Below are 12766 nucleotides of genomic sequence, written 5' to 3'. Positions count from 1 at the left end.
TCGCCTGATCGACCGTGAACAGGTCTCCTGGTCAGGTGAACGACATCGCCGGGGTGGAACTCCGCCAGCGGCCTGTTGCACGCCGCGCGCCTCCGAACCTGCTATTGAGGGCGTGCAGCCGTGTACGGATTGGCATCGACGATCGGGCCCACTGTCGAAGCGATCTAGGACGTTGCGAAGGAGCGGGTGGTGGAGGTAGTAGCGCGTCACTCCTGGCTAGGCGAGGTACGTCGTTATGACGAGAACCAGTTGCTCGCCACGATCGACATCGATCCTGCGGTTCGACCAGCTAGGTTGAACGGCCAAACCGATGCTGAGGTACTCATCGCGGCAGGGCCGGCCCTGGACGGCTACGCATTCGACGCCTTATTGACACAAGCGGCGGAAGGCATCCGGGCCGCTCTGGCCGACCTGGAGTCGATCAAGTCATTCGCTGTCGCGCATGTACCCAGCGAGTTGCACTACGACTACCCGGAGGTCTCGAAGACTCCGCTGGAGGAACGCCTGTTCCTCGAAGGCTTCACGGTGACCGCGTCCACCGAGATGGAGGTCAGCTTCGACTTCGGCGACTCGGACACGCTCGTGGTCCGGCTTGACGCGCATGGCCGTAGTCGAGGCGCGTATGTCGATCGCTGACCTCATGCGCGTAGCGCCGTATCGGCGGCGCGGACCTGATGTAGCAGCGGCTGGCCCGCGACGAAGCGACCGACCTCGTCTACTACCAGCCGACCGACGCGGCGCCGCTCGAGTCCGATACTGCCGGCGATGTGTGGGGTGAGCACCACGTTGGGCAGCGTATAGACCGGCGAGCCCGGTTCGGGTGGCTCGGGATGGGTCACGTCGAGGAGCGCGAATACGTCCTGACGCCGGTGCAGGACCCGGATCAGCGCGGGTTCGTCCAGCACCGCACCGCGTGCGGTGTTGATGATCGTGGCACCCTCACGCATCGAGGCGAGCAGTTCCTCGGTGATCAGCCCCGAGGTCTGTGGCAGAGAGGGCGTGTGCACAGTGATCACGTCGGCGCGGCGGAACAGCTCGTCGATTCCCACGAGCTCGACGCCGAGAACGGCCGCACTCGCGGCGTCTACGTACGGGTCGGCGGCAAGCACATGAACGTCGAGTGTGGACAGCCGTTGGGCCACCAGGCGGCCGATCAGGCCCAGTGACAGTATGCCGACCGTCGAGCCGAACGTGCCGGGCGCCGCCGGCCGGGATGGGAACCGGTTGAGCCGGCGTACCGCGCGTTCGAAGCGGTGGGCGTGCTTGAGCGCCAGCGTCACCTGCGCGAATGTGAACTCGGCGACTGGTACCGCGTTGGCGGCGGCGGCCGACACGATCTGGATGCCGGTGGCCCAGAACTCGTCGGTGACGATCGGCCGCACCGATCCACCGCCGTAGAAGACCGCACGGAGCCTGGTCGCGTGGGAGAGCAGAGTGCGGTCCAGCCGGGGGCCGCCCCAACCGGTGACGAGCAGCTCGACGTCGGCCAGTAGCGCCGGTCGCGTGCTGACCTGCTCAACCGTCGCGTCCGGGCCGGCCCAGCGGACCAGGCGGTCCAGGTGGGCACGTTCCTCCGGTCCGTATACGTCGTCGACCAGGTCGCGCGGCATGACCAGCAGGGCCGACGGACGGTGCGCCGCGTCGGCGAGCACCGGCGACGAGGCCCGGGGTGATGGGGACAACGCACAGCTCCTTCGTAACCGGCCACGCTGAGTGGGGAAGGACCAGCAGGTACCCGACGCGAGTCATCGCCGGCGTGCCGGCACCACGGTGTGGTGCGCCGCCGTATGTGTGAGCGGCGCACCAACCCTCGTGCTCTGTGCAGAAACAGCCGGCGATCGAGTCGAGCGCGACGGGGCAGCGGCTCTCCCATCCGCACCGGTCGCGCTGCCGGCAACGCCGCTACCCGCCAGCTCCGTCGTTGCGGTCCGGGCGCTTGCTGGCGCCGGGCGCGCTTGGCCGGAGGCGTTCCCGCTGGCAGGACTGAGCGACAGTGATGTTCTCGAAGGTGCTCGGCGTGGATGCGTAGAGCCCGACGCCGCCGCTGCGGACAACGGTGTCCCGAGCCGTCAGGACCTGAACGCCGTTCAACGTCACGGTGATGCGGTCGCCGTGAATCGCGGCCCCCAGTCGAACGGGGCCTGTCAACGGGTTGCTGATCGATGCCGAGCCCACCCCGACCGGACCCGACGCGTGAGCCTCGCGGACGATGTTCGCGTACCGGGTTCCTTCGCTCGTCTTGCCGATGTGGATCCGGTACCCGTACGAGTCCGTGGTGTCTCGCAGCGATATTCCCGCGTTACCGACGGATCCGTTGATCGTGACCGTGGTCTCCGCGACATAGTCGCACGCCTCGGAGAAGCGCGACGGCAGTGTCGAATCGGCGAGGACGTGTGCCCGGCCACCGGCAGGAGGCGTGAGGTGCAACTGTCCCGAGGCGACGGACACACCCCCGGCTATTGCTCGCCAATTGGCCTGATCGATCCCTTCCCTGATCACGATGTTGTCGAAGGTCGCGGCCCGCCGATGCGTGAAGGCGGCGGCACCACCCGTCGGTAGCTGTGAGTCGTCCGCGGAGATCGACGTGTCGCCGACTTTGGCGGTCAGATGCTTCCCGATCGCGGAAACGATCAGCTTGTGCGGGATATTGGCGCCGACGGGCAGTGCGGTCTCCGCGAGAATCGTGGTCGTCCCGTCGTATATCTTCACGAGCTGCAGCGTCGCCCCGGACGAGGAGTTGAGTACGTTGGCCCGGTAGTAGTTCCGGGGATCGTGGTAGCGAAACGCGAGACCGGTACGGGCCGTCGTCTGGCCGCGTGCCCCAGGAACGATGTCCGCGGCCATAACCACGTCATCCGGTACATCTTGCAGCGCCGCGAACGACACAATGTCCGCGGTCGAGGTCTGTGCCAACTGCGTGTCCTGACCGGCACCGGTCAGCGCCCAGGTGCCCTGCACCGGCGTCCAGCCGTCGAAGGATCCGTTGAAGTCGTAGACGGTGCGGTCCAGGCTGGCATCGACGAACTCGTCGTCGAGTACGGGTGTCGGGGAAAACGACGCCTGGACCGACACGGTGACGAGGTCGCCCGTGCGGGTGAACGCGGTCGGGGTCCCGTTCACCGTCACCGCGTTGACGTTGGGCGCGGTGACGGAGAGCGTGCCGGTGAACGGGTCCCCAAGCGAGATCTGGGCGGTCGCGCCTCGCAGTTCCACACTGACGTCGGACACCGGCGCGGATGCGGCGACAACGGTGGCACCCTGGTCGACCAGCGACGACCCGCGGGTCAACGCGTACCGGGTAAGCCCGCCGCCCGAAGCACGCTCGAGGTAAGCGGTCTCGGCGTTGGTCGTGGCGGCCCCGAACGCCCTGGACGAGGGATTCGCCTCCCGCGAAAGGTAGAAGCGTCCCGTCGCGTCCGGCAGGCCGATTTCCATCGCGGTCGCCACGGAGTGACCCACCCCGGACATGACGATGCGCCTCGCCGTCACCGTGGGCGCCGCGCCGGCCCTGCCGGGAACCACCACCGTGTCCAGTCCCGTCGACCCAGTGGCGCGCCAGTCGTACGACAGGTAGTCGACGTCCGTGAGTAGCTGATCGCCGACGCGCACGGCGCCGTCGTCGTGGACGGTGGGGGTGAGTGCGGCGCCGGCCGGGGGCACCGGGACGAGCCGCACGCCGGCAACCGGTGCGGCTCCGGGCACGGTGTCAAAGCCGACCGTGGCGACCTTCGTATTCGGGTTGACGGTGACCGGGTCTCCGGGGAAGTGCCAGAGTTGCCGGTAGTCGTGCGCGGCGGTGTCACCGGTCAGGTCGTCGGAGACGACCCAGTAGCCGGGCTTGATGAAGTAGACGGTGCGATCGTGCACGACCGGCTGGTAGCCCTTCGTCGTACCACGGTAGATGTCGAGGCCCGCGTTGGAGCGCCACAGCGACGTCGTGCGGGGGACGCCGGCGGTCTGCGGGAGTCCGTCGACCTCGATGGTGTTGTGCGCCTCGGTGGTGCGGCGCATCCAGTTGTTCGTCGGAGTCGCGCTGTAGTCCCCCACTCCGGAGTCGACGATCAGCGGACGCCCGTACGCCGCCATCACCAGGCTGAGGTCGTCCGGATGCCGATGCGAGGCGGTGTAGCTGGAATTCTGGTTGTTGATCAGCATGTACCGCGCGTCGGCGTCCCACCCGGAACGCTGTACCGCGAAGCTGATCGGAAACACCGTGGACGGCAGCGTCGGGGCGGTCCCCTCCGTTCGACCGGAGGCGACCCAGGTGAAATCGGGCCAGGAGTTGCGTGCGCCGGTTCTGCCGATGGCGGCCGTACCGGCATCGGCGTTCGGCGAGTCGCCCACCATCGCGACCTCAAGATTCGGCTGACGGGTCGCGAACAGCGCATCCGCGATCCAGTCCGCCGCCTGGACGATCGAATCAGGAAGGGTCCGCCCGTTGGCATCCGCCAATCTGATGACGGTGTTGAACAGATCCGCCACGTATGCCTGGTAGTTGAACGCCGGCTCGCGGTACACACCGTCGCCTTTCACGTGCGCGCGCAGGAACCGTTCCAACGAGCGCACCGCGAACCACTCCCAGCCGGGCGACGCCGAGAACTCGGGCAGGAATACGGCTGCCGCGTAGACCGAACGGGCCATGGAGACGTACCAGTTGTTCCCGACATGTATCTGCATCACGCCAGCGAGGAACTTCATCGTGGCGTGCAAGCCGGACAGGTACGCCACGAGATCACTCGCAGCGATGCCCGGGTCGGTCCGGAACACTGAAAACGCACTGACGAGCTGTGAAAGCCGCTTGGCGGCCGACAGGTTGCGGCCCTGCGGCCAGCTCTGGTTGTCGGCGAAGAAGTCGAGCGAGATGTCCATCCACGCCGCCGCGTACGCCGCACGCTTTACCGGGTCGCTCTCGTACGCGTAAGCGCTGATCAGTCTGGGCATGAACGCGAGGTCGCTCATCAAGGTCTGCGCGCCGCCCGGGGTGGTCTGCGTCCCACCCCAGGCGTCCTGCCAGTTGACGTCGATCCGCTGCTGGGCGTCGTCGTAGAAGTCGCGGGTCTCGGCGCCGAACCGGAAGATCCCCGCCGCGAGTTCGTCGGCGCTCGCGTCGCCGCCGCCCGCGTCCGCGCTCGGAGGCAGGTACTGGACGTCGGTGCGGCCCGCGTAGAACACCTTGAGCTCGCCCGCGGCGCCCGCTTCGTCACCGGCGGCGAGCTTTGCCGCCACCGCGGCGAGTTCCGGACGCGTCAGGTCGAGCAGTTCGCCGAGGTCCGACATGTCGGCCGCGGCGGCCCTGCCGGGCGACAGGACCGTCGCCACCAGAGTCAGCACGAGCGCCGCAGCGGCACCCGCACGGGCTCGACGATGCGTGTACCAGGGAAAATAGCTTCGTCTCACTACGGTCTTCTCCCTTACCCGTGAGGTTCGGTGTTAGCTGAGTCCTTCGACCGCGCCCGGGAGCGCCGAAAGAGTCCGCGGAAGTTCGCGGCCCGGCTGGTGTTACTCAACCTGGATGGGTGTCCGGCTCGTCAGCGACCCGCCTGCTCCTCGTACTCCGCCTTGATCTTGTTGCCCACCCGGTCCATGAACTGCTTGATGGCCGGCTGCCACGCCGAGACGGGTTTGTTGCCCAGCTGGATCTCCAGCAGGACCGAGTCCAGTTCCTGCTGCTCGCTGGCCGCCTTGCTGGCGACGGTCTCCGAGTAGAGCCCGAGGGTCGGGTCCGGGACGGCGAGCGGGACGCCGGCGACCTGGTGGTCGTACTGGTCCTGCACGGCCTGGCGGTTACCGGGCTCGTAGATGACGGGCGATGCCTCGGCGAGGTACCGCACGGGCAGGAGTGTCTGGCTGCGCCCGCCCTCGGTGAGGGTCGGGTCGGAGCCGTTGCGGTTGAACGTCTGGCCCTCGACGCCGTACCGCAGGGCCAGGTACTCGCTGCTGCCGAAGGGTGAGCACAACCAGTTGAGGACCTGGAGGATCTGCTTGATCCGGTTTGCGTCGTCGGTCTTGGCGATGGCGGTGAAGCTGGACAGCGTCGGACCGGGCGTGCGTACCCGGGTCCCCGTGCCATCCCGGGTGGGCGAGAGCATGCCGGTCAGACGGAAGCCGGGCACGTCTTTGGCCTGGCCGTAGAACTTGCCCCAGCCGGCGTACAGACCGATGGTGAACGAGGTCGTGCCGGCCAGCATCCACTGGTTGCGCTTGGTGTTGGGCGCGCCCGCCTGGTCGGGATGTATCACCCCGGACTTCACCAGCTCGACGGTGTCCTGGAGGGCCTGCGTGAACTGCGGTGTGGTCCCGGTGTGGGTGAAGACGCCGTCCTTGGCCTGCCAGGCGCCGGCGCCGCCGGGCCAGTTTCCGGTGATCCCGTTCATCTCCAGGATCGTGTTGAACGGGATCTGCCCGAACGCCCAGCGGCCGGCCCGTTCGTCGGTCAACGCGGCCGCCATCTGCTTGAACTCGTCCCACGACGTGGGTTGGAGGCTGAGTCCGGCCTTGGCCAGCAGGTCGGCCCTGGTGTACAGCACGGTGCCGATCCGTGCCCGCGGCACCGGGATGCCCCAGATCCGTTGGTCGTAGACGACGCTGCGCCAGGCATCGGTGGGCAGGCCGGCGAGGTTCGGGTAGGCAAGGACCGCGTCCCCGGACAGGTATTCGGTCAGGTCGGTGAACGTCGTCTTCAGCATGGCCGGCATCTGTTGGACGACACCCTGGATAGCGACCATGTCCGGCAGGTCACCACCGGCGATGGTGGTGGCGACCCTGCTCTTGTAGTCCGCCGACGCGACGTACGTGATCTTCAGTTCGGTGCCGAGCTTGTCGTTGAGGTTCTGCCAGTAGGGGTTCGAGCCAAGCGCGGGGGCGATCGGGTCGTACGTGTACGTCAGCGCCGTGACGGCCTCGCCCTGCACCGGCTGCGATGCGGCGCTGGAGGCGGTCGGGTAGGTGAAGTATCCCGGCGACACCCCGGCCGGCTCGGCCGCCAGGTCGGGCGTGGCCGCGGTGACGGGCTTGTAGGTGGGCAGCTTGACCGGCCCGGTCGAGCCGTTCGACGAGCTCGACCCGCCGTCGCCGCACGCCCCGAGCAGCGGGCCGAGCCCCGCCGCCGCGCCGAGTGCCAGGACGCGACGGCGGCTGAGGGTAGGTGCCATGACGTCTCCTTCCACATTGTGTGGACGACCGGTCAGCCCTTGACGGCGCCGACCATCAGTCCCTTGGCAAAGTGCTTCTGGATGAACGGGTAGATGAGCAGGATGGGCAGGATGGAGATGACAAGAATCGCCATCTGGACCGAGATTTGCGGTGGCAGATTCTCCAGGTTGGAGCTGAGCTGATCGGACCCGATCGGGGTGTCGTTGACGACGTAGGTGCGCAGCACCAGTTGCAGCGGCCACTTCTCCGGCGACTGCAGGTACAACATCGCGGAGAAGAACGCGTTCCAGTACGCCACCGCGTAGAACAGTCCGATCACGGCGACGACCGCCTTGGACAGCGGCAGCACGATCCGCAGCAGGATGCGCACCTCCCCCGCACCGTCCATGAAGGCGCTTTCCAACAGCTCGCCGGGGATTTCCAGGAAGAACGCGCGCATGACGATGACGTTGAACGCGTTCACCAGCACCGGCAGGATCAGGGCCAGGTAGTTGTCCAGTAGGCCCAGCTGCTTGACCGTGAGGTACATCGGGATGATGCCCGGGTTGAACAGCAGAGTGAACACCGTCATCAGCAGGATCGGCTTGTGCAGCAACGAACCCGGCCGCGACAGCGCGTACGCCAGGGTGATCGTCGCGACGAGGCTGAGTGCCGTGCCGACCACGGTGATGCCGGCGCTCACCATCAGGGCACGGGTGACGATTCCGCCGGACAGGACGGCCCGGTAGGCGTCCAGCGTCGGTTCGCGCGTCCACAGCACGAAGCCGCCCGCCCTGCTGATCTCCTCCGGGGAGGCGATGCTGGTCGTCAGCACGGCCCAGAACGGAACCACCACCGCCAGGCAGCCAAGACCGAGCACGAGTCCCCGCGCACCGATCGCCAGCCTGCTGGGCTCGCCCATCCAGGCCGGGCGCTGGCCACGGCCCGAGCGTGGCCGCCGCGACCGCGCGCCGCCGGCGGGGCGCTCCACGGAGACCGCAGGCGACACAGGTCCGCTCGTCACTTGGTGTACACCCCCTGCTCGCCCAGCGCGTGGGCCGCGCGGTTCGCGCCGAGCACGAGCGCGACACCGACAATGCCCTTGATCAGCCCCACGGCGGCCGCGGTGCCCCAGTCCCCGCCGACGATCCCGTGGTTGTAGACGTATGTGTCGAGCACCTCGCTGGCACCGGCGCCGACCTGGGCCTGTTGCAGGATGATCTGCTCGAACCCGACGGACAGCGAGTCACCGAGCCGCAGGATCAGCAGCAGGACGATCACCGCGCGGATGGACGGCAGGGTCACGTGCCACAGGCGGCGAACCGCCGAGGCGCCGTCCACCACCGCGGCCTCCATCTGCGCCGGATCTACTCGGGACAGTGCGGCGAGGAAGATGATCGTCGACCAGCCGGTGTCCTTCCAGATCACCTGTGATGTGATCATGAGCTTGAACAGCTCGGGCACGCCGACGATGTGGAATGTCGACAGGTCGGCCGAGCGCAGCCAGCCGTTGAGCATCCCGCCGTTGCCGAACATCTGCTGGAACAGTGCGACCACGATCACCCAGGACAGGAAGTGCGGCATGTAGAGGATCGACTGGGTGAGGCGTTTGAGACGTTCGCTGATCGTCGCGTTCAGGATCAACGCGAGGCAGATCGGCAGCGGGAACACGAAGACGACCTGGATCAGCGTGATGATCAACGTGTTGACGAGTGCGTTGAGGAACACCGGGTCGCCGGTGAGCACGGGCTCGAAGTTGTCCAGCCCGACGTACGGGCTGTGCCAGATTCCCAGGAACGGCTGGAAGTCCTGGAACGCGATGATGTTCCCGCCAAGCGGCAGATAGTGGAACAGCAGCAGCGCCGTGACCCCGGGAAGCGCGAGCAGCAGCAGGACCCGGTCGCGCCGCCAGCGGTTGCGCTGGCTATGCATCGTCGCTCCCCACCGGCGTACCCGAGCCGATGGGTTGGCCCGCGACGCAGGCCCGCACCGCCGCCCGCAGCGCGTCGTCGGCGTTCGCCGCGACCCTCCTGCTGCGGGCAACCGCAGGCGCCGGATCGGTGGCGATGTCGGTGACCGCCGCGACCACCGTCGCCGCGGCGCGATGGTCGAGCTCGATCACCAGGTCCGGGGCGCCGAGGTCGGCGAACATCTGGGACTTGGTCGTCTCGGTCGGCTGTCGAAGGTAGATGGTCGGGATCGCGTGCCGTGCGGCCAGGATCGGCGAATGGCACTCCATGCTGACCACCAGCGACGAGACGGCGTAGACGCCGGTCGCCTCCTCCAGCGGCCAGTACCGGTCCAGGAGCCGGACCTGCCCGAGCGTCTGTGGACTGACCAGGCTGGGAAGGTGCTCGTGCGCCAACTCAACGGCGTAGCTCATCTCGGGCACCACGATGGCCGGCAGGCCGCTGACGCGTACCCAGGTCTCGATCGCCGCCGCCAGCACTGCCAGGTCGGGCGTCACGGTCGCCCGGTTGACCGCGTCGCGCCGCATCTGCTCGCGGGTCGGATCCGTGCCGTAGATCTTCGCGTAGGGGCTGTAACGCAGTCGCGGGACAAAGCAGGCGAACCGACCAGGCTGTAGGCCGAGACGCTCCAGCAGGCGGGCAGCCGCGACGGCGTCAGTGTGGTCGAACGCGAACGTGCCGTCCGGCCCGAAGGCGAGGTCGGGCCTGGTTATCTTCTGGCTGCGCAGGGTCGTGAGGGTCAACGTTTCGCGGCAGTAGACGAAGTCGGCGCTGTCGAGGCGGTCCTTGACGTCGTCGTCGAGGTAGGACGGTGGGAGCAGATCGACCATCTGGGCCAGTTCCGGCAACGTCGCCACGGTCGGTGGGCACAGCGGATCCACGGTGACCCCGAAGTACCCGTACGGGCGGCCCACGTGCCGGCGCCACCAGTCGATCTCGGTGCTCTGGAAGGCGTCGGCACCCGATCCGTGCATCAGGACGTCCGCGCCGTCGATGGCGGCGGCCAACTCCGGCGTGCTCGGCCCGTCGGCGCCGAGCGTGCCGTCGACGACGCGCAGATCGGGCAACGCGTCTCGCAGCATGGATCGCTCGCGCTCCTCCAGCCGCACCGGCCAGAGGATGACCTCGACCTCGGGGGCGAACCGCTGGAACGCCCGCACGACACCAGGAGAGTGAGCCACGTCGCCGATGTTCACCGTCGCCCAGGACGACCGCAGGAGGACGGTGTGACGGGTCGATGTCATGCATGCTCCTTCGGTGACGTATCGTTAATTCAACGTAGGCTTGGTTAGACGTTACGTCAAGATCCGAGGAGGCTTTCAACGTGGCAACGCAACGTGACGTCGCACGAGCTGCCGGGGTGTCGCTAGCGGTGGTGTCGGCGGTGGTCAACGGCACGAGCCACACCCGGATGAGGGAATCCACCCGCACCCGGGTGCTCCGGGCGATGCAGCAACTGGGCTACCAGCCGAACCATGCGGCGCGCTCGCTTCGACTCAACCAGACCGGCATGATCGCGATGATCCTCAACAAGCTCGACAACCCGGTCTACGGACCTCTGCGGCAAGGCGTCTACGAGGCGGCGGCGGAGCACGGCGCGACGGTCCTGCTGGGCGATGCCGAGACGATGCGCTCCGGCAGCCAGTTCCTGACCCGACTACTCAGCCAGGGCACGGTCGACGGCATCCTGGTCCGCGGCGAAGGGCTGCTGGACGACGACGTAATGGCCGAACTCCACTCCCACCCCAAGCCGATCCTCATCCTGGAACACGCACCGGACCATCCCTGGATCGACATCGACGATCGCCGCGCAGGCGAGATCGCGACCCGGTTCCTGGTCAACCTCCGCCACCGCCACATCGTCTTCGTCGGGGGATCGGGATACATCTCCCAGCAGCGCTACCTGGGCTACCAGCAGGCGATGGACTCCGCCGGGCTGGCACCGGCCCCACACCTGGCCACCGGGTTCGGCGAGCAGGCCGGCGCCGACGGGCTCCGGCAGGCCATGCAGGCGGCAACCGCACCCACCGCCATCGTCGTCAACAACATCATGAGCGCGGTCGGGGTCCTGGCCGCCGCACACGACCTCGGCATCGCCATCCCCGACCAACTGTCGGTGGTCGGCATCCACGACGTCGACCTGATGCAACACCTGCGCCCGGCCGTGACCGCGGTCCGGATGCCCATGTACCAACTCGGCTGGGCCGGCGTCGAGGCGCTTTACGACCTGATCGCAGGACGGTCAGGCACGGGTGGTCTCATCACCGACCCCGAACCCGAACTGGTAATCCGAGACTCGGCGACTGCCCTGAACCCTGCGGGTGCCGAAAACCTCGTCCGTCCCGCGACCTCCTTGACCACTGAGATCAGAGCTCGCCCGCAGCCTTGATCCCGCCCGGCCCGGGCGCGGCGGGTGGTCGACGTTGGACGGCGCGCGAGGATGGCCTGTCGTGCTGTTTCGACTGGCCCACCTCGGCGTGACCAGCCAAGACCACCACTGCCGTCACCCCCGGATCCGCCGCTTCCGGCGAGGAACCGCGCAAGCCAGCTCATGGCCGGCCCCGAGGCGGTGACGATCATCGGACCACCAGGTACGACCGGAGAGCGCCGCGCCGACGATCCCGGAAAGGGATCGTCGGCACCAGGCTCGCGAGGGATCCATGGACCGACAGGCTCGGCCGGACCCGGGGCGTCCTCCCGCTACTGACCGTACGCCTTCGCGGTCCAACCGAGCGCGCCGAGGGTGCCGCCCTTGATGTCCGTGCCGACTCCGTCCGTCTTACTGGCGTCGAAGTGCACGGAGGCCGTGCCGTCGGCCTTGATCCCGAGCAGCGGCCGGCCGTTCGGGTGCGCGTCACAGTAGCCGGTGCTGAGGCTGGTGAAGAGCCCCCACCCGCTCGCCCGCAACACCTTCGAGCTGATCGTCGTCGGGGTGGCCCGGTTGACTCGCCACTCCTTGAGCTCCCCGTTGGCCTTGGTACCGATCAGCACGTCCACGGCGGCGCTGCCCGTCCCGCCGCTGCGCTCGTAGGTGAGTGTGTTGACTCCGTCCCAGCCGGAACTGGCCAGCCGGACCGGCGCCGACAGCGTGAACACGTCGTCCACGTAGGTTTCCGTGTAGCGGTACAGCGAAGTGCCGGCCACTCGGTAGAGGTACGGCGAGGCCGTTGCGAGGATGCGGGTATCGGCGAACCCGTTCTTGAGGCGGCTGGCGCTCTGCGCCGTCACGCTCCAGGTGCCGTCGACCAACTGGCCCTGACGGCTCACCTTGTAGAGCCAGCCGTCGGTCGGATGGGCGGCGTACTCGGTGCTGCGGAAGCTGGTGTCGTCGCCGGAGCCGCCGATCTGCTGGTGCGCCGAGGGCACCCAGCCGAGGTTGTCGTTGACGTACGCCTTGGTGCTGGTCGCTCTGTCGGCGTACACGTAGCTGAGGCGCTGCCCATCGGAACGGTAGGCCGCAGTGGAAACGCCGCAGTCCGCAGGAACGTCACTGAGCGCCGCGGTCGCCGGCCCGGCGGGCACGATGACTCCGGTCACGGCGATACCGGTCGCGGCGACGGTCAGCGCCGTCGCGGCGATCGCGATGGTTTTACGCATGCGGGAAGATCCTCCAGGTAGGGCAGGACTGGCGTGGCCAGTTTCGGAACGTCGGCCGTCGCGTCGTC

Annotated in this window: 9 protein-coding genes; 2 read left to right on the top strand and 7 right to left on the bottom strand. The window is 67.9% G+C overall.

Going from position 1 to position 12766, the window contains the following annotated elements:
• Window positions 1-189 precede the first annotated feature (189 nt).
• Window positions 190-636 carry a hypothetical protein gene (locus tag Pen02_RS13250; RefSeq protein ID WP_203866299.1) on the top strand — a complete coding sequence of 149 codons (447 nt, stop codon included), beginning with the start codon at window positions 190-192 and terminating at the stop codon, window positions 634-636.
• 2 nt (window positions 637-638) lie between these two features.
• On the opposite strand, the gene Pen02_RS13245 is transcribed toward Pen02_RS13250, so the two are convergent.
• The 6 genes from Pen02_RS13245 to Pen02_RS13220 form a co-directional block, all read right to left on the bottom strand.
• On the bottom strand, window positions 639-1682 hold the full coding sequence (locus Pen02_RS13245) for a hydroxyacid dehydrogenase (protein ID WP_203866298.1): 1044 nt from the start codon (window positions 1680-1682) through the stop codon (window positions 639-641).
• Window positions 1683-1902: 220 nt separating this feature from the next.
• Complete coding sequence (locus Pen02_RS13240) at window positions 1903-5397, bottom strand: alginate lyase family protein (RefSeq protein WP_203866297.1); 3495 nt, start codon at window positions 5395-5397, stop codon at window positions 1903-1905.
• Between the two features lie 131 nt (window positions 5398-5528).
• On the bottom strand, window positions 5529-7151 hold the full coding sequence (locus tag Pen02_RS13235) for an extracellular solute-binding protein (RefSeq protein ID WP_203866296.1): 1623 nt from the start codon (window positions 7149-7151) through the stop codon (window positions 5529-5531).
• Window positions 7152-7183: 32 nt separating this feature from the next.
• Complete coding sequence (locus tag Pen02_RS13230) at window positions 7184-8140, bottom strand: carbohydrate ABC transporter permease (RefSeq protein ID WP_239140604.1); 957 nt, start codon at window positions 8138-8140, stop codon at window positions 7184-7186.
• Window positions 8141-8151: 11 nt separating this feature from the next.
• Window positions 8152-9063: an ABC transporter permease gene (locus tag Pen02_RS13225; RefSeq protein ID WP_203866295.1), complete on the bottom strand. Its 912-nt coding sequence runs from the start codon at window positions 9061-9063 to the stop codon at window positions 8152-8154.
• Window positions 9056-10345 carry a polysaccharide pyruvyl transferase family protein gene (locus Pen02_RS13220; RefSeq protein WP_203866294.1) on the bottom strand — a complete coding sequence of 430 codons (1290 nt, stop codon included), beginning with the start codon at window positions 10343-10345 and terminating at the stop codon, window positions 9056-9058. Before Pen02_RS13220 ends, Pen02_RS13225 begins: the two co-directional genes overlap by 8 nt.
• 80 nt (window positions 10346-10425) lie before the next feature.
• On the opposite strand from Pen02_RS13220, the gene Pen02_RS13215 reads away from it, so the two are divergent.
• A complete protein-coding gene (locus Pen02_RS13215; protein WP_275413571.1) occupies window positions 10426-11490 on the top strand; it encodes a LacI family DNA-binding transcriptional regulator in 1065 nt (354 codons plus the stop codon).
• A 311-nt stretch (window positions 11491-11801) separates the two neighbouring features.
• Here the strand turns inward: Pen02_RS13215 and Pen02_RS13210 are convergent, their stop codons facing one another.
• Window positions 11802-12698, bottom strand: coding sequence for a hypothetical protein (locus Pen02_RS13210; RefSeq protein WP_203866292.1), 897 nt, complete (start codon window positions 12696-12698; stop codon window positions 11802-11804).
• Window positions 12699-12766: the final 68 nt, after the last annotated feature.

It is taken from the genome of Plantactinospora endophytica (genome assembly GCF_016862915.1).
GTDB classification, from domain to species: Bacteria; Actinomycetota; Actinomycetes; order Mycobacteriales; family Micromonosporaceae; genus Plantactinospora; species Plantactinospora endophytica.
This window is presented reverse-complemented; position numbering and strand designations above follow the sequence as displayed.

Coding starts and splice junctions, on each gene's coding strand:
- Pen02_RS13210 (WP_203866292.1), bottom strand. CDS start 12,698: ATGCGTAAAACCATCGCGATCGCCGCGACGGCGCTGACCGTCGCCGCG.
- Pen02_RS13220 (WP_203866294.1), bottom strand. CDS start 10,345: ATGACATCGACCCGTCACACCGTCCTCCTGCGGTCGTCCTGGGCGACG.
- Pen02_RS13235 (WP_203866296.1), bottom strand. CDS start 7,151: ATGGCACCTACCCTCAGCCGCCGTCGCGTCCTGGCACTCGGCGCGGCG.
- Pen02_RS13225 (WP_203866295.1), bottom strand. CDS start 9,063: ATGCATAGCCAGCGCAACCGCTGGCGGCGCGACCGGGTCCTGCTGCTG.